The sequence below is a fragment of the Saccharothrix deserti genome (assembly GCF_009769385.1).
Taxonomy (GTDB): domain Bacteria; phylum Actinomycetota; class Actinomycetes; order Mycobacteriales; family Pseudonocardiaceae; genus Actinosynnema; species Actinosynnema deserti.
Window position 1 is genome coordinate 18094 of the sequence record NZ_VKAB01000001.1, and the last position, 16266, is coordinate 34359.

The 16266-nt window shown below is 70.5% G+C and carries 17 protein-coding genes; 5 read left to right on the top strand and 12 right to left on the bottom strand.

Annotation, left to right across the window (positions count from 1 at the left end; translation table 11 throughout):
• Positions 1–13 precede the first annotated feature (13 nt).
• Together FM051_RS11535 and FM051_RS11540 are read right to left on the bottom strand one after the other, a co-directional pair.
• Positions 14–928, bottom strand: a complete 915-nt coding sequence (locus FM051_RS11535) for a hypothetical protein (protein WP_158842920.1) — start codon at positions 926–928, stop codon at positions 14–16.
• Positions 925–1428, bottom strand: coding sequence for a SigE family RNA polymerase sigma factor (locus FM051_RS11540; protein ID WP_158842921.1), 504 nt, complete (start codon positions 1426–1428; stop codon positions 925–927). The genes FM051_RS11535 and FM051_RS11540 overlap by 4 nt, the downstream gene beginning before the upstream one ends.
• Before the next feature lie 114 nt (positions 1429–1542).
• Between FM051_RS11540 and FM051_RS11545 the strand changes: the two genes are divergently transcribed.
• The 4 genes from FM051_RS11545 to FM051_RS11560 all read left to right on the top strand — a co-directional run bounded on the left by FM051_RS11545 (position 1543) and on the right by FM051_RS11560 (position 5354).
• The gene (locus FM051_RS11545; protein WP_238412328.1) at positions 1543–2763 is read left to right on the top strand and encodes a metallophosphoesterase; all 1221 of its coding nucleotides are present in this window, start codon (positions 1543–1545) and stop codon (positions 2761–2763) included.
• Positions 2764–2861: 98 nt separating this feature from the next.
• Positions 2862–4046, top strand: a complete 1185-nt coding sequence (locus tag FM051_RS11550; RefSeq protein WP_158842922.1) for a type III PLP-dependent enzyme — start codon at positions 2862–2864, stop codon at positions 4044–4046.
• 55 nt (positions 4047–4101) lie between these two features.
• A complete protein-coding gene (speD, locus tag FM051_RS11555) occupies positions 4102–4515 on the top strand; it encodes an adenosylmethionine decarboxylase (RefSeq protein ID WP_158842923.1) in 414 nt (137 codons plus the stop codon).
• Entirely contained in the window at positions 4512–5354 is an 843-nt protein-coding gene (locus tag FM051_RS11560; RefSeq protein WP_158842924.1) for a spermidine synthase, read from the top strand. The genes speD and FM051_RS11560 overlap by 4 nt, the downstream gene beginning before the upstream one ends.
• A 52-nt stretch (positions 5355–5406) precedes the next feature.
• On the opposite strand, the gene FM051_RS11565 is transcribed toward FM051_RS11560, so the two are convergent.
• Positions 5407–7467, bottom strand: coding sequence for a prolyl oligopeptidase family serine peptidase (locus FM051_RS11565; protein WP_158842925.1), 2061 nt, complete (start codon positions 7465–7467; stop codon positions 5407–5409).
• Between the two features lie 201 nt (positions 7468–7668).
• Between FM051_RS11565 and FM051_RS11570 the strand changes: the two genes are divergently transcribed.
• Positions 7669–8337 carry a hypothetical protein gene (locus FM051_RS11570; RefSeq protein ID WP_158842926.1) on the top strand — a complete coding sequence of 223 codons (669 nt, stop codon included), beginning with the start codon at positions 7669–7671 and terminating at the stop codon, positions 8335–8337.
• 291 nt (positions 8338–8628) lie between these two features.
• On the opposite strand, the gene FM051_RS11575 is transcribed toward FM051_RS11570, so the two are convergent.
• The 9 genes from FM051_RS11575 to FM051_RS11610 form a co-directional block, all read right to left on the bottom strand.
• On the bottom strand, positions 8629–9234 hold the full coding sequence (locus FM051_RS11575) for a malonic semialdehyde reductase (protein WP_158842927.1): 606 nt from the start codon (positions 9232–9234) through the stop codon (positions 8629–8631).
• 126 nt (positions 9235–9360) lie between these two features.
• Positions 9361–10626 (bottom strand): serine hydroxymethyltransferase, encoded by a 1266-nt coding sequence (gene glyA / locus FM051_RS11580; RefSeq protein ID WP_158842928.1) that lies wholly within the window; start codon positions 10624–10626, stop codon positions 9361–9363.
• Positions 10627–10639: 13 nt separating this feature from the next.
• On the bottom strand, positions 10640–11740 hold the full coding sequence (gene gcvT / locus FM051_RS11585; RefSeq protein ID WP_420803587.1) for a glycine cleavage system aminomethyltransferase GcvT: 1101 nt from the start codon (positions 11738–11740) through the stop codon (positions 10640–10642).
• A 160-nt stretch (positions 11741–11900) separates the two neighbouring features.
• Positions 11901–12203: a DUF3817 domain-containing protein gene (locus FM051_RS11590; protein WP_158842929.1), complete on the bottom strand. Its 303-nt coding sequence runs from the start codon at positions 12201–12203 to the stop codon at positions 11901–11903.
• A 15-nt stretch (positions 12204–12218) separates the two neighbouring features.
• Complete coding sequence (locus FM051_RS11595) at positions 12219–12620, bottom strand: hypothetical protein (protein ID WP_158842930.1); 402 nt, start codon at positions 12618–12620, stop codon at positions 12219–12221.
• Between the two features lie 104 nt (positions 12621–12724).
• The gene (locus FM051_RS11600) at positions 12725–13213 is read right to left on the bottom strand and encodes a helix-turn-helix transcriptional regulator (RefSeq protein WP_158842931.1); all 489 of its coding nucleotides are present in this window, start codon (positions 13211–13213) and stop codon (positions 12725–12727) included.
• A gap of 191 nt (positions 13214–13404) precedes the next feature.
• Complete coding sequence (locus tag FM051_RS50480) at positions 13405–13566, bottom strand: hypothetical protein (protein ID WP_202918804.1); 162 nt, start codon at positions 13564–13566, stop codon at positions 13405–13407.
• A gap of 415 nt (positions 13567–13981) precedes the next feature.
• The gene (locus FM051_RS11605) at positions 13982–15121 is read right to left on the bottom strand and encodes a CaiB/BaiF CoA transferase family protein (protein ID WP_158842932.1); all 1140 of its coding nucleotides are present in this window, start codon (positions 15119–15121) and stop codon (positions 13982–13984) included.
• Complete coding sequence (locus FM051_RS11610; protein ID WP_420803588.1) at positions 15121–16245, bottom strand: acyl-CoA dehydrogenase family protein; 1125 nt, start codon at positions 16243–16245, stop codon at positions 15121–15123. The genes FM051_RS11605 and FM051_RS11610 overlap by 1 nt, the downstream gene beginning before the upstream one ends.
• Positions 16246–16266 lie beyond the last annotated feature (21 nt).

A 16266-nucleotide genomic window follows, 5' to 3' on the forward strand; every position in this document is an offset into this window, starting at 1 on the left:
TCCCTCCCCCGACTCAGTCCAGGCGGAACTCCGGGTTCGCGGCGATCGTCGCGAGCTGCTGCGACGTCAGCGGCGGCTCGGCCATCCCCTGGTGACCGGAGTTCCGGTACACCCTGGACTGCGCCACGATCACCAGCGTGCCGTCGGCGTGCCGGTGGAACGCGGCCTGTTCGAGGTCGCCTTCCGACCCGCCGGTGACCACGCCGACCTGATTGCCGTCGACGTCGACGACCTGGCACGTGCCGTCCACCGGGTACGGCATGGCGGTGGCCGCCGCGCAGGCCTCGCCCGGCCGACGGCTGTTGCCCTTGGTCTCGACCTGGATCCACAGCTTGCCGACACCCGCCGCCTCAGCGCGCGTCACCGGCGTGTAGGCCATGTACTCCCAGACCTCCAGGGCGCCGGCGTAGTCGGCGAACTGCGACTGGGTGCGCGTCATCGGCCCGTAGTCCGGGTAGCCGACCCTGGTCTTGTCCTCGGCCTTCAACCCGCTCGGCAACGCCGAGACCAGGTCGTTGAGCACGGCGACGCTCTTGTCCGCCCGCGGCCCGCTGGTCGCGGTCCGGTCGGTCTGCCCGTTCGGCCACGGCGTGCTGGTGTCGGACGGCACATCGGTGCCGGTCGGCGTCGGCCGGACCGACGGCGGCGGGCTGGCCGTGGCGGTGACCGACGGCGCGCCGGACGCGGACTGCTGCGCACCCACTTGGGCGACGTCGTCGCCGCCGCCACCGGTCATGTTCGGCACCAGCACGGCGCCGACCGCGATGGCGACCACCGCGAGACCGGCGACCGCACCGCCCCACGTGGCCTGCCTGCGCCGCTGCGCTCGGCGTCCCAACTCCACCGCAGCCCTCGGGTCCATGGGTGGCGGCGGGCTGCTCGCCACCATCACATCCTGCATCGCACTCTTCAGGTCGTGCTCGTTCATCGCACCATTTCTCCCTGCTGAGGGGTGATCAGGCCGCGCAGCGTCTGCAGCCCCCGCGCGGCCTGGCTCTTCACCGTTCCTTCGGAACAGTTCAACGCCCTGGCGGTCTCCTCGACCGACAGGTCTTCCCAGTACCGGAGCACGAGCACGGCGCGTTGCCTCGGCGGAACCTTGGCCAGTGCCGCCAGAAGCACCAGCCGGTCCTCCGCCGAACCACGCCCGACGGCGGCCGTCTCGACAGGCGTGTCGCTCACCCGTTCCTTGCGGAACCAGCCCCGACGCAGTTCGGACACGAACGTCCGGACGAGCGTCTGCCGGGCGTAGGCGTCGAGTGCCTCGTGCCGGTTGATCCGTCGCCAGGCCACGTAGAGCTTCGTGAACGTGGCCTGGACCAGGTCCTCGGCACGGTGCCAGTCACCGCACAGCAGGTACGCCGTGCCGCGCATGGCCTCGGACCGCGCCGCGAAGTACTCGGCGAACGCGGTGTCCCGATCACTCATCTGTCCTCCCCCGTGCTGCGGTACGAGGTAATCACGCCTCCGGACGCCCAGGGGGTTGCATGGGAGTTTCGGGATTCGTGGAAACTGGTCTCACCACCACTCGGGAGGCCCAGCTTGTTCTTCTTCGTGCTGTTCGCCGTCGTGATGGGCGCGGCGCACTACTACATCTGGAAGCGGGCCGTCCGGGACACGACCCGTCCCGGTCGCGGCCGCCGGGTCGGGACGGCGGTGGTGCTCTTCCTCTACCTGCTGGTGATGTCCGCCCTGTTCGTGAGCAGGCTCGGGTCGGGGCTCGGCAACGCGGTCGCGTGGCCGGGGTTCATCTGGCTGGCGGGCGCCTTCTACTTCGCGTTGATCCTGGGTGTGCTGGAGATCCCGCGGCTGCTGCTGGTCCGCTCGGCGCGCAGGCACGAGGTGCCGGTGGCCGTCGGCGCGCCGGAGGCGGTCGTGGAGACGCCCGAGGCCACGCCCGCGCCCGAAGAGCAGCCGGTGGACCCGGGTCGACGGCTGTTCATCGCACGGTCGCTCGCGGTCGCGGGCGGGGTGGCCACGGCGGGCGTCGTCACCTACGGCGCCACCGCGGCGTTGGGCGACCCGGTGCTCAAGCGGGTGCCGGTGGCGCTCGCCAAGCTCGACCAGCGGCTGTCCGGCTACCGGATCGCGGTGGTGAGCGACATCCACCTGGGTGCGCTGCTCGGCCGCGGGCACACCGAGCGGATCGTGCGGCTGATCAACGCGCAGCAGGTGGACCTGGTGGCGATCGTCGGCGACCTGGTCGACGGCACGGTGGACCAGCTCGGCGAGGCGGCGGCTCCGCTGCGCGACCTGGTGAGCACGCACGGCAGCTTCTTCGTCACCGGCAACCACGAGTACTACTCGGGCGCCGAGCCGTGGCTGGCGGAGCTGGAACGGCTCGGGGTCAACCCGCTGCGCAACGAGCGGCTGACGATCGAGCGGGCCGGTGCGACGTTCGACCTCGCGGGCGTCAACGACGTCACCGGCGAGGGCTTCCAGGACGGTCCCGACTACGCCCGCGCCCTCGACGGCCGCGACACGTCGACGCCCGTGGTGTTGATGGCGCACCAGCCGGTGCAGGTCCGGGAGGCCGCCAAGCACGGGGTGGACCTGCAGCTGTCCGGGCACACGCACGGTGGCCAGATGTTCCCGTTCCACCTGGCGGTCGGCTTGCAGCAGCCGGTGCGCAGCGGGCTGGAGACGGTCGACGGCACGCAGGTCTACACCAGCAACGGGGTCGGGTTCTGGGGTCCGCCGGTGCGGGTCGGCGCGCCGCCGGACATCACCGTCGTGGAGCTGCGTCACAACTTCGCCGGCTGATAGCGCTTTTTCCGCCTTCACCGCCTAGAGTGGACGGCCGTGCCTGAACATGGTCAGACCGTGCCTGAACACGGTTGCGGAGGGGGACCCCTAGCGAGATGACGACGAGCTTTGCCGATCAACGGCTCCACGAGGCAATGGCTCGTATTCGTCGTTTCCTGGACCATGAGCAACCGGACACGCCCTGTCTGGTGATCGACCTGCCGACCGTGCGCGACCGGTTCACGGCCGTCCGCGCGGCGCTGCCGCAGGTGGGCATCTTCTACGCGGTGAAGGCGAACCCGACGCCCGACGTGGTCGGGTTGTTGGCCGCCGAGGGGTCGAGCTTCGACGTGGCGAGCCCCGCCGAGATCGACCTGTGCCTGGAGCTCGGCGCCGCGCCGGAGGCCATCTCGTACAGCAACCCGATCAAGAAGGCGCGGGACATCGCCTACGCCTACGACCGCGGTGTGCGACTGTTCGTGTCCGACAGCGAACAGGACGTGCGCGCGTTGGCCGAGCACGCGCCCGGCTCGTCGGTGCTGCTGCGGATCCTGGTGAACAGCAAGGGTTCCACGTACCCGTTCGGCAAGAAGTTCGGCTGCTCGCCCGAGATGGCGACGGATCTCCTGCGGTTGGCCGCGGAACTGGGTCTCGTTCCGCTGGGCGTGGCGTTCCACGCCGGGTCGCAGCAGCTCGACCCGAACGGCTGGGACGGCGCGATCGCCGACGCCGCCGAGATCATCCTGAAGCTGCGCGCCGAAGGGCTTTCGCCGACCACGGTCAACCTGGGCGGCGGCCTGCCCGCGGGCTACCTGACGCAGCCGCCGCCGCTGGCCGACTACGCCGCCGCCATCACCGCGTCGATCGCACGTCACTTCGACGAGTTCTCGCCCGAGGTGATGATCGAGCCGGGACGCGCTATCGTGGCCGAGTCGGGTCTGATCCGCTCCGAAGTGGTGCTGGTGTCGCGGAAGTCCTATTCGGACGAACGCCGCTGGGTGTTCCTCGACATCGGCCGCTACGGCGGCCTCGCGGAGACCGAGGGCGAGGCCATCGCGTACCCGTTGGCGACGAGCCGGGGCGGTGTGCTCCACGACGGGGTGCCCGTCGGTCCGGTGGTGTTGGCCGGGCCGACGTGCGACGCGGACGACGTCCTGTACCAGAACACGTGCTACGAGCTGCCGTTGGAGCTGCGCGCGGGCGACCACGTCGATCTGATCGGCGCGGGCGCCTACACGGCCAGCTATTCGTCGGTGGCGTTCAACGGCTTCCCGCCGCTGGCCACCCACTGCGTGCGATGAGCACGCCCCCGCCTGTCCGTTGCAGTGCACCTCCTGAAGATGTTTGGAGTGATTGATGTCCGAACTCCCGTGCGAAACCGAGCCCGTTGGCTTGTTCGCAGGACAGCACGTGCTCGCCGAGCTTGAAGGCGTGAGCCCAGAACTGCTCGACGACGAGCGGTTCCTGCGACACGCGCTGGGCGAGGCGCTCACCCAGGCTGATGCCACGGTGTTGGAGGTGGTCTCCAAGCAGTTCGAGCCGCAAGGGGTCACCGTGCTGGCCCTGTTGTCGGAGTCGCACGCGTCCATCCACACGTATCCGGAAGTCGGAGCGGTGTTCGTGGACGTGTTCACCTGCGGCACGCGCGCCAAGCCCGCGCTCGCGGTGCAGTTGCTGGCCGAAGCGCTGGGAGCTGTGTCGGCACGGACGGACATGGTCAGCCGGGGCCACCGCGTCCCCGCGCTCATCGGTGAGGAGAAGGCATCTTGATCCGCGAACCGCTCGCGGCCGGCATGACGAGGCACTGGGACGTGTCCGAGGTCGTGGTCGACACTCGGACCGAGTTCCAGCACCTGGTGATCGCCCGCACCGCACAGGGGTTGTCGTTGTTCTGCGACGACGACCGGCAGAGCACCGAGTTCAGCCAGTTGACCTACCACGAGGCGCTGATGGTGCCGGCGCTGCTGCTGGCCGACCGCGTCGACCGGGTGCTGGTCATCGGGTCCTCGGAAGGCGTGGTGTGCCAGATGGCGGTGGCGGCCGGCGCTTCGGTGGTCGACCACATCGACATCGACTCGCAGGCCGTGCGGCTGTGCGCCGAGCACCTGCCGTACGGGTACACGCTGGACGAGCTGGCTCTCGCCGAGAAGGGCGAGGGTGCGGTGCGCGTGCAGTACATCGACGGTTACGAGTACATCCGCACCACCTCCGAGCGTTACGACATCGTCCTGGTGGACCTGCCGGACGAGCGCGAGGAGGAGGCGCAGCACAACCGCTTGTACGGCGCGGAGTTCCTGGCCATGTGCAAGGCGCTGCTCACGCCGGGCGGCGTCGTGGTGTCGCAGGCGGGGTGCCAGACGATGTGGCGCAACACCACGTTGACCCGCATGTGGCAGCGGTTCAACGAGGTGTTCGGCACGGTGGCGTACTACGGCTCGGACGAGCACGAGTGGGCTTACCTGTTCGGGCGCGCCGACGAGGTGGCCGACCCGACCGCGCTGATGGTCGAACGCCTGCCCGAGTGCGGCTACCAGCCGGAGACGATCGACGACCTGGCCCTGGTCGGCAACTCGATCCCGCCGTACCAGGTCCGCCACTCCCTGGCCTGACGCTCGACGTGGAACGGGGCCGTCCCCGGCTGGGACGGCCCCGTTTCCCGTGTCAGGTCAGGGAGCGGTGGAGGAAGTCGACCTGGAGCAGGAGGAGGTTTTCGGCCACCTGCTCCTGCGGGGTCATGTGGGTCACGCCGGAGAGCGGTAGGACGGTGTGCGGGCGGCCGGCCGCCAGGAGTGCGCTGGACAGGCGCAGGGTGTGGGCGGCCACCACGTTGTCGTCCGCCAGGCCGTGGACGATCATCAGCGGGCGCTCCAGTTTCGGGGCGTCGGCGATGAGCGAGTTCGTGTCGTAGACCTCCGGCTTGTCGGCCGGGTGGCCCAGGTAGCGCTCGGTGTAGTGGGTGTCGTAGAGCCGCCAGTCGGTGACCGGCGCGCCGGCGATGCCCGCGTGGAACACGTCCGGACGCCGCAGCACGGCCAACGCCGCCAGGTAACCGCCGTACGACCAGCCGCGGATGCCGACCCTGGTCAGGTCGAGGTCGGGCTCCCGGGCCGCGACCGCGTGCAGGGCGTCGACCTGGTCTTCGAGGGTGGCGCCGGCGAAGTCGAACGCGATCTCCCGCTCCCACGCCGGACCGCGTCCCGGCGTGCCGCGACCGTCCACCACCAGGACCGCGAAGCCCTGGTCCGCCAGCCACTGCGACGTCAGGTAGGCGTTGCGCGCCGACACCACGCGCTGCGCGTGCGGACCGCCGTACGGGTCCAGCAGCACGGGCAGCTTCACGCCCGGCACGTGGTCGCGCGGGAACAGCAGTGCCGACCTCAGGTCCCGCTCACCGACGGTCAGCAGCCGCACTTCCGGCGTGAGCACGGGGGTTTCGGCGAACGTGCCGATCTCACCGCCGGTGGACACGGTGACCTTCGAACCGAAGTGGTCCATCGCGGAACGGGCCAGCACCAGCACGCCACCCGCCCGGGTCGCGCTGTGCACACCGTCCTCTGTGGACAGCCGGGTGAGCCCGCTCCCGGTGACCAGGAAGACGTGCGCCTGGGTCGGGTCGTCGGTGGACGCGGTGACCAGGACGCCGTCCTCGGCCACGTCCAGCACCGACCGCACCTGGAAGCCGTCCGGGGTCCACGCGCGGTCGCCGACGACGAGGCGGTTCGCGTCACCGATCGGCAGCACGCGCACCAGTTCGCCGTCCGGCGTCCAGCCCGGCGCCCCCGGAACGATCTCCAGCCAGTGCGGGTCGGTGTCGTCGGCCACCACGTCCGTGGCGCCGGTCTCGACGTCCACCGCGAGCACCTGCATCCGGCGCTGGTCGCGGGACTGGACCTGCAGCAGCGGCTTGCCGTGCGACGACCACGACACCGTGTTCAGGTACGGGAACGCGTCGCGGTCCCACGTCACGTCCACACGGCCGGTGTTGAAGATCGCGAGTTCGACCACGGCGTTGGCCTCGCCGGCTGCCGGGTACGCGATCTCGGCGGCGGGCGTGCCGGGGTTGGCCGGGTCGGCGATGTGCCAGCGCGGCACGGGCGCGTTGTCCACGCGGGCCGCCAGCACGTGCTCGCCGTCCGGGGAGAACCAGTAACCCCGGTAGCGGCTCATCTCCTCGGCCGCGATGAACTCCGCCAGACCCCACGTGACGTCCGGCCCGTCCGGCGAGGCGACCACGTGGTCCGTGCCGGTCTCCAGGTCGACGACGTGCAGCGCGCCGTCGGCCACGTAGCCGACCTTGCGGCCGGTCGGGTCGAGGCGCGGGTCGATGACCGCGCCCGTGACGGGCAGCTCCCGCACCGCGCCGGTGGCGAGTTCGACCACGAACAGCCTGCCGGACAACGCGAACGCCGCCTGCCGCACGTCACCGTCCGTGGCGTAGCCGACGATGCCCGCCGCCGACTCACGGGTGCGCTCGCGCCGTGCCTTCTCCTGCGGGGAGAGGTCCTCGGGGTCGGTCAGCAGGGTGCTCGGGTCGGCCAGCAGCGTCTCGGTCCGGGTGGCGGTGTCGAACGCCCACAGGCCGTTCGCCCGGCTCGTGGCCGTGGCGGTGCGGAGGAAGTACACCTTGGCGCCGTCCGGTGCCACGGTGAACGTCCGCGGCGCACCGAGGGTGAACCGCTGGCTACGCGCTTGCTGGCGCGGGAAGGAGATCTCGTTGCCCACCCGGACACCCTACGGGGTGGAGTCGGGCGCAAGGGGGGCGACGGGGTGCGGAACCCGCAGGTCCGTTCCCCAGAACTCCGGGTGACCGGACGCCGGCGGCCGCCCCCTGTCTTGGCACGCGAATTTCGGCCGACCTGAACCGCACCGCCTAGAGGGCCGTAGTCGTCGGTGGAGCGATTGACGGACCAAGGAGGAGTGAGTGTGATCCGACGAAACCGCATCGCCATCGCCGTCGCGGGCGGCATGGCAGCCGTGCTCGCGCTGGTCATGTGGACTTCCAACGCCACCGGCCTGCAGGGCAAGACGGTCGCGCAGACCGAGCAGGTGGGGGCCGCGGCCCAAGCCGAGGGCGACTACGGAGACGTCCAGGAGCCCTTGGCCCCTCCGACCAGCGAGGAAGCGGCAGCAGAGGCAGCACCCGTCGAGCCCGCCGCCGAAGCGCCGGAGGGCCAGGCAGCGCCCGCGCCGTCCGGTCCGCAGGTGACGCTGGTGGCCAAGAGCGTGCCCAAGATGGGTGACGTGGTCCAGGACGGTGATGGCCGGACGCTGTACCGGTTCGACAAGGACACGCCGAACCCGGCGAAGTCCAACTGCGAGGGTCAGTGCGCCGTGACGTGGCCGCCCGTGCTGTCCAACAGCGCGCCGCAGTTGCAGGGCGTCGACCCCGCGCTCGTTTCGACGGTGAAGCGGGCTGATGGCACCGAGCAGGTCACCCTCGACGGCTGGCCGCTCTACACCTACTCGAAGGACGAGGCGCCGGGCCAGTGGAAGGGCCAGGGTGTCGGCAACACCTGGTTCGTGGTGCAGCCCAACGGCAAGCGCAACCTGGAATGCCTGCCCGCGGGGGTGACCGTACCGCCTGCTGCTTAGTCCACTGTGGAATGCCCTGATCCCCCGGCCTGGGGTTGGCCGGGGGATTTGGGCGTTGTGCAGCAGGACCGGCGAACGACCGACCGACGAACGACGAACGACGACCGCCGAACGACGAACGAACGCTTCGCAGGAGTCCCCGCCAAGGGGACCCCTGCTTTTATCCTGCCAGAGGGGTCCGACAATTTCGGGCCCTGCCAACGGGTTCCGACGTCAACCGGTTCCGACGTCAACGGGTTCCGACGAACTCGAACGCCGCGCGAGTGGTCCGACCGGCCGAGCCCGAGCGGCTCAGATGATGCGGGCGGCCTTGGCGAAGTCCAGGCGCGGGTTGCGCGGGCGGGTGCCGGAGTGGTCCGGGTGGCCGATGTTGACGACCACCAGGGGCAGTTGGTTGGTGCCGACGAAGAACTCCCGGCGGACGCCCTCGGCGTCGAAGCCGCTCATCGGGCCCGCGGCGAGACCGGCCGCGCGAACGCCGACGATGAAGTAACCGGCCTGCAGCAGAGCACTCCTCTTGGCCGCCTCGGCGCGCCGGGCGTCGTCGACGAACGCGCCCTTGGCGCCCGGGAAGTGCGGGAACGTCGTGCTCAAGTGCTCGTGGAAATCGGTGTCGGCGGCCAGGATCGCGGTCACCGGGGCGGACAGCGTCTTGGCGCGGTTACCCTCCGACATGTGCGGCACCAGGCGGGCCTTGGCCTCCTCGCCGCGCACGAACAGCACCCGCAGCGGCTGGCTGTTCATCTCGGTCGGGCCCCACTTGACGAGTTCGTAGACCTCGTGCAACTGCTCGTCGGTCACCGGCTCGTCGGTGAACGCGTTCGCCGTGCGCGCCTCGCGGAAGAGCAGGTCCTGCGCGTCACGCGGCAGCGCGAGCGTGTCGAGTGTCGTCGTCATGTTGCCTCTTTCGGTTGTCCCGTACGCTCCCCTCTCGCACGGGACAACCTCCAGCAACCACCAGCTATTTCGTGGCGTCCTTCACTTCGTGGCGTCCTTCACAGGGTGTCCGTCACAGGGTGTCCGTCACAGGCCGGGGTACAGCGGGTGCTTGGCGGCCAGCACCTCGACCCGCGACCGCAGCTCCGCCAGGTCCGGCGACGCCTGCAACGCCGCCGCGATCACGTCCGCGACCTCGGTGAAGTCCGCCGTGCCGAACCCGCGCGTGGCCAGCGCCGGCGTGCCGATGCGCAGGCCGGAGGTCACCATCGGCGGACGCGGGTCGTTCGGCACCGCGTTCCGGTTGACCGTGATCCCCACCTCGTGCAGCCGGTCCTCGGCCTGCTTGCCGTCCAATTCGGACGCCACCAGGTCCACCAGCACGAGGTGCACGTCCGTGCCACCCGTGAGCACCTTCACACCCGCCGCCGCGGCGTCCGGCTGCGACAGCCGGTCGGCGAGGATCTTCGCGCCCTCGACCGTGCGCCGCTGCCGGTCGGCGAACTCGGGCGACGCGGCGTGCTTGAACGCCACCGCCTTGCCCGCGATCACGTGCTCCAGCGGACCACCCTGCTGACCGGGGAACACCGCCGAGTTGATCTTCTTCGCCAGGTCGGCCTCGTTGGTCAGGATCACACCGCCGCGCGGACCGCCGAGGGTCTTGTGCGTGGTCGTGGTCACGACGTGCGCGTGCGGCACCGGGCTCGGGTGCAGGCCGGTCGCGACCAGACCGGCGAAGTGCGCCATGTCGACCATCAGGTACGCGCCGACCGAGTCGGCGATCCGGCGGAACTCGGCGAAGTCGAGCTGACGCGGGTAGGCCGACCAGCCCGCCACGATCAGCTTCGGCTTGAACTCGGTGGCCAGCCGCTCGACCTCGGCCATGTCGACCCGGCCGTCGTCCTCCGACACGTGGTAGGGCACCACGTTGTAGAGCTTGCCGGAGAAGTTGATCCGCATGCCGTGGGTGAGGTGCCCGCCGTGCGCCAGGTCGAGGCCCAGGATCGTGTCGCCCGGCTGGAGCAGGGCGAACATCGCGCACGCGTTGGCCTGCGCGCCCGAGTGCGGCTGCACGTTCGCGAAACCCGCGCCGAACAGGTCCTTGACCCGTTGGATCGCCAGCCGCTCGATGACGTCGACGTTCTCGCAGCCGCCGTAGTAGCGGCGGCCGGGGTAGCCCTCGGCGTACTTGTTCGTCAGCACCGACCCCTGCGCCTGGAGCACCGACACCGGCGTGAAGTTCTCCGAGGCGATCATCTCCAGCGTGCTCTGCTGCCGGTGCAGCTCGGCGGCGACGGCGTCCGCGACCTCGGGGTCGAACTCCGCGAGGGAGGTGTTGAAGTGCTCGGACATGTGTGGGTCTCCCTTACGAGGTGCGCTTGTAGAAGGGCAGTGCGACGACTTCGACCGGCTCGCGCTTGCCGCGGACGTCCACCGACAGCTCGGTGCCGGGCTCGGCGTTGCCGACGGCGACGTAGGCCATGGCCACCGAGTACCCCAGGGTCGGCGACAGCGCACCGCTGGTGATCTCGCCGATCGGGTTGCCCGCCGCGTCCAGCACCGGGTACCCGTGCCGGGGCGCGCGGCGGGAAGCGGTCTTCAGGCCGACCAGCTTGCGGTCCACGCCCTGTTCGGCGACGGCGGCCAGGGCGTCGCGGCCGACGAAGTCGCCCGGCTTGTCGAGCTTCACCACCCGGCCGAGGTTCGCGTGGAACGGCGTGCGGTCGCGGCCCAGCTCGTTGCCGTACAGCGGCATGCCCGCCTCCAGCCGCAACGTGTCGCGGCAGCCGAGGCCGGCGGGCTTGAGGTCGTGCGGCTCGCCGGCTGCCAGCAGGGCCTGCCAGACGTGCGCGGCGTCGTCCGGCGCGACGAACAGCTCGAAGCCGTCCTCGCCGGTGTAGCCGGTGCGGGCGAGCAGCACCGGCTTGCCCGCCACCTCCGTCGGGTACGACGCGTAGTACTTCACCGCGGCCAGGTCGGTGGGCGTGAGGCCTTCGAGGATCGCGGTGGCCTTCGGGCCCTGCACGGCGAGCAGCGCGTAGTCGGTCGACTTGTCCTCGACGGTGGTGTCGAAGCCCTTCGCCCGCGCCACCAGCGCATCGTGCACCACGGCGGCGTTCGAGGCGTTGGCGACGACCAGGTACTCCTGGTCGCCGGTGCGGTAGACGATCAGGTCGTCGATCACGCCGCCGTCGGCCTCGCAGATCATCGTGTAGCGGGCGCGGCCGACGCCGATCGCGGACGCGTGGCCGACCAGGGCGTGGTCGAGCGCGGCGCCCGCCTCGGGACCGGTCAGCACGATCTCACCCATGTGGGTCAGGTCGAACAGGCCCGCCGAGGTGCGCACCGCGTGGTGCTCGGCCAGCTCGCTGTCGTAGCGCAGCGGCATCCGCCAGCCCGCGAAGTCGGTGAACATGGCGCCCAACGCCTCGTGCTCGGCGTGCAGGGGCGTGCGGCGGCTTTCCATCAGGCGGGTCCTCCCTGGGTGCAGGCGTGCCGGCACGGCCGACCGGTCGGGTCGGCGTGCCGTAGGAAGCATTACACGGCCGGTCGCGCCCGGCGGACAAGGTCAACCCTGGTCACGCGCGCCCCTGCCCGCAGGCGGGTTCGGTCACGCGCAACCGCGGTCACAGGCTCTTCTCGGCCCGGATGCTCTCGACGACCTTGCGCTCGGCGTAGAACGACACGAACGGGATCGTGCCGGCCAGCAGGACCAGGGCCGTGCCCTTGATCGACCAACGGGCCTTGAGCGCCAGGTCGACGGTCAGCACGAGGTACACCGCGTACAGGAAACCGTGGATGGGGCCGACGACCTGCATCATGCCCTCGTTGCCGCCCGCGTACTTGGCGATCATCGCGACCACGAGCAGCAGCAGGCCGACACCGACCGCGTAAGCCATGAACCGGAACCTGGTCAACGCGCCGCTCATCGCCCTACCTTCGCTTCACCGCTGGTCCCGCGCGTTGAGTTCGGCGAGCATGCGGTTGTAGGCCGCGAGCTCTTCGTCCTCGTCGTCGTGCACGGGTGCTCTGACGGGCTCAACGGTAACGACCGGCTTCGACGGCGCGGCCACCGGCTCCGGGGCGGCCTCGTGCCCACCGCCGTCGGCGGCCTCGGCGGCCTCCTCGGCTTTGCGGCGGGCGTCCAGCTTGCGGATGCGCCACACCATGAACGCCGGGAAGAGGCCGAACAGCGGCCACTGGAAGACGTAGCCGAGGTTCTGGAACGTGCCACCGACCGCGGAGAACCGCTCCCACTGCCAGTAGGCCAGGCCACAGCACACGACGAGCGCCGCCAGGCACACGGCTCCGATGGCCAGACGCTGAGGTGTGAAGAGGCCCCGCACGCCTCAAGAGTACTGCGCACGGGCTTGGGCTCCCCGCACAGGAGCCCGTCCCTCGAAGGTGAGGGCTCCTTCGACCACAGGAGCCCGCCCCGACTCGTCCCGACTCAGGCGACGCCGTCCCGGCGTTGCCTCTGCAGCCTGGCAACGCACCAGGCCGCCGCACTACCCCGACGCAGGTGCTGGAGCACCGTCATCGGGCCGAGGCGACGACCGAGGTCGGCGGGCGTGAGCCCGGCCGCCCGGTAGTCCAGAGCACGCTGGTCCAACGGGCTGATGCCCGCGTCCCACCACTGCTCCGCCTCGGACAGGTCGCCGACCAGCTGCCAGTAGCTGGCGGCGGCGGCGAGCAGAGCCTCGGGCACCTCGGGCGCCCGCTTCCGCATCGCCGTCACGTACGCCGGATCCGCCGACTCGACCTTCATCAGGCCACGGGGTCCGCCATTCGCCCGCTGCACCGGGATCCCCGGCGCGGACGGCGGTGCTTCCGCGAGCCACGCGTCCTTGATCCGGTTCACCTCCTGCAGCTCGGCGTCGTCCGAGCGCTCAGCCGCCCACTGCCGCAACAGCTCGTCGACTCCGGAGTCCTCGACCATTCTGCCTCCTCGTCGGTCGAAGATCAGCCAATGCGACGCACCGTATTAGCGGGTACCGACAACCGCTAGACCCTGGTTTGTCAAAAACCCTGTTACCAGGGCGTTATAGCCCTCATTCCACCCGTACGGTGCAACGTCCCCGCCTTGCGATCACTGACCGTGACCGCATCCAGCGGACTTCGTCGGGCCCGCTAGCCGAAGAGGCTGCGGACGAAGGTGATGATCGACTCCGCGCCGGACTGGAGCCACCCGAGCGCGGTCCTCACCGCCTCGGCGGACTCGTTGGGCTGGGTGATCAGGAGGAACAGCACCAGCGCGACCGCCGCCAGCGTCACCACCTTCTTGACGTTCACTGATCGGTCTCCGTCCGTATCACAGGGCAGGGCGGCCGAGCGCCGCTCCGGTCGTGTCACCCGCCATGGTCCCTCATTCACCCGGATGATGACGATGGAACCCACGTTCATCGCCCGACCAGCCGTAGGAACGACCACGCAGCCGTGCTTGAACTGCATCGACTGTCACCCGATCGGACGATCAAGGGGACCCGCGGTCCCGCCGATCACCAAGGTACGGGCCACTCGCCCATCCCCCAGCACGGACACCGAGGTCTTCAGACACCCTCAGCTCTCCGCAGCCCATCACCTGATTGCGCCGACGCACGCACCGAGCGTGACAAAGGCCGATGTCGGCCGCCACTCATTTCCTGTACCCCTTCAGGTGAATTTTCTGTGTCCTTTTCCGATCACCTGTCGGCACCGCGGACACGGGTCATCCGATCACGCCCCACCGCCGCAGGTCGGCTATCTCGTCCTCACCCAGCCCGAGCTCGCCCAGCACCTCGACGGTGTGCTCACCGACCACGGGCGGCGGGCCCGGCACGGACGCGGGCGTCCGCTCGAACCGGGGCGCGGGCGCCGGCTGCGCCACCCCGTCGACCTCGACGAACGTCCCCCGCTCCACGTTGTGCGCGTGCTTGGGCGCCTCACCGGGGGCGAGCACGGGCGCGAGGCACGCGTCCGTCCCCTCGGCCAGCGCCGCCCACTCGTCCCTCGTACGGGTGGCCACCGCCGCGCCGATCCGCGCCCGCAGCTCCGGCCAGTTCGCCGGGTCGTGCCGCTCCGGCAGCCCGGCGTCGGCCAGCCCCAGCACCTCCAGCAGCTCGGCGTAGAACTTCTCCTCCAACGCCCCGACGCTGACGAACCGGCCGTCCGCGGCCTCGTACACGTCGTAGAACGGCGCTCCGCCGTCCAGCAGGTTCGTGCCGCGCCCACCCGACCAGGCTCCCGCCGACGACATCCCGTGCAGGAACGTCGTCAGCAACGCGGCCCCGTCGACCATCGCCGCGTCCACCACCTGCCCGCGCCCGGACCGCTCCCGCTCGTACAGCGCCGCCAGCACACCCATCGCCAGCAGCAGCCCGCCGCCGCCGAAGTCGCCGATGATGTTCAGCGGCACGGTCGGCGGCGCGCCGGCCCGCCCGATCGGCTCCAGCGCGCCCGCCACCGCGATGTAGTTGATGTCGTGCCCGGCGCGGTCCGCCAACGGCCCGTCCTGGCCCCACCCGGTCATCCGCCCGTAGACCAGCCTCGGGTTGCGGGCCAGGCACTGCGCCGGACCGATGCCCAGCCGTTCCGTGACGCCCGGCCGGAAGCCCTCGATCAGCACGTCCGACTCCGCGACCAGCCGGAGCACCAGCTCGGCGCCCTCGGGCCGGCGGATGTCCACGCCGATCGAACGCCGCCCGCGTCCCAGCAGGGGCACGCCCGTGTTGGCCGATCCGGGCGCGCCGCCGATCCGGTCCACCCGGACCACCGACGCGCCGAGGTCGGCCAGCACCATGCAGCCGAACGGCGCGGGCGCGAGCCCCGCCAGCTCGACGACCTTCAACCCCTCCAGCGGCCCCGGCACTAGAGCGACCTCGCGATGATTTCCTTCATGATCTCGTTCGTCCCGCCGTAGATCTTCTGCACGCGCGCGTCCGCCCACGCGCGCGCGATGGGGTACTCGGTCATGTAGCCGTAGCCGCCGAACAGCTGGACGCACTCGTCCACCACCCGGCACAGCCGTTCGGTGGCCCACCACTTCGCCATCGCCGCGGTGGGCACGTCCAGCCTGCCCTCCAGGTGCTCCAGCACGCACTCGTCCACGAACGCCCTGGTCACGCGGGCCTCGGTGGCGCACTCGGCGAGCGTGAACCGGGTGTTCTGGAACTTGATCAGCTCCCGCCCGAACGCCGTCCGGTCCTTCACGTAGGCCAGGGTGAGGTCCACCGCGGTCTCGATGCCCGCGACGGACGCCACCGCGATGACCAGCCGTTCCTGCGGCAGCTGCTGCATGAGCTGGACGAACCCCTGGCCCTCGCCGGCGCCGAGCAGGTTCGCCGCGGGCACGTGGACGTCGTCGAAGAACAGCTCGGCGGTGTCCTGGCCCTTCAGCCCGATCTTGTCCAGCACCCGGCCGCGCCGGAAGCCCGGCGACGAGGCGGTCTCCACCACGAGCAGCGAGATGCCCGTCGCGCCCTGGCTCGGGTCGGTCTTGGCGACCACGATCACCAGGTCGGCCTGCACGCCGTTGGTGATGAACGTCTTCGAGCCGTTCAGCACGTACTCGTCGCCTTGCCGCAGCGCCCGCGTCTTGATGTTCTGCAGGTCCGAGCCGCCGCCGGGCTCGGACATGGCGATCGCGCCGACGTACTCGCCGGACGCCATCTTCGGCAGCCAGCGCCGCTTCTGCTCCTCGGTGCCGTAGGAGTTGATGTAGTGGGCCACGATCCCGCTGTGCACGCTGTTGCCCCACGCGCTGTCGCCGCACCGCGCCTGCTCCTCCAGCAGCACCGCCTCGTGCGCGAACGTGCCGCCGCCACCGCCGTACTCCTCGGGGATGGACAGGCAGAGCAGGCCGACTCCACCGGCCTTGTTCCAGAAGTCCCGGTCCACCTGCTTCTGCGCGGCCCAGCGCTCGTGGTGGGGAACCGACTCCCTCTCGAAGAACGTCCGGGCCAGCTTGCGCAGCTGGTCCAGGTCCTCGGTCATCCATGCGGAACGGCGAGTTGG

Bases quoted from the DNA above. Each gene is read 5' to 3' on its own strand.
- speD (WP_158842923.1), top strand. From the start codon at position 4,102: ATGTCCGAACTCCCGTGCGAAACCGAGCCCGTTGGCTTGTTCGCAGGA.
- FM051_RS11600 (WP_158842931.1), bottom strand. From the start codon at position 13,213: ATGGTCGAGGACTCCGGAGTCGACGAGCTGTTGCGGCAGTGGGCGGCT.
- FM051_RS11540 (WP_158842921.1), bottom strand. From the start codon at position 1,428: ATGAGTGATCGGGACACCGCGTTCGCCGAGTACTTCGCGGCGCGGTCC.
- FM051_RS11550 (WP_158842922.1), top strand. From the start codon at position 2,862: ATGACGACGAGCTTTGCCGATCAACGGCTCCACGAGGCAATGGCTCGT.
- glyA (WP_158842928.1), bottom strand. From the start codon at position 10,626: ATGTCCGAGCACTTCAACACCTCCCTCGCGGAGTTCGACCCCGAGGTC.
- FM051_RS11535 (WP_158842920.1), bottom strand. From the start codon at position 928: ATGAACGAGCACGACCTGAAGAGTGCGATGCAGGATGTGATGGTGGCG.
- FM051_RS11590 (WP_158842929.1), bottom strand. From the start codon at position 12,203: ATGAGCGGCGCGTTGACCAGGTTCCGGTTCATGGCTTACGCGGTCGGT.
- FM051_RS11575 (WP_158842927.1), bottom strand. From the start codon at position 9,234: ATGACGACGACACTCGACACGCTCGCGCTGCCGCGTGACGCGCAGGAC.
- FM051_RS11610 (WP_420803588.1), bottom strand. From the start codon at position 16,245: ATGACCGAGGACCTGGACCAGCTGCGCAAGCTGGCCCGGACGTTCTTC.
- gcvT (WP_420803587.1), bottom strand. From the start codon at position 11,740: ATGGAAAGCCGCCGCACGCCCCTGCACGCCGAGCACGAGGCGTTGGGC.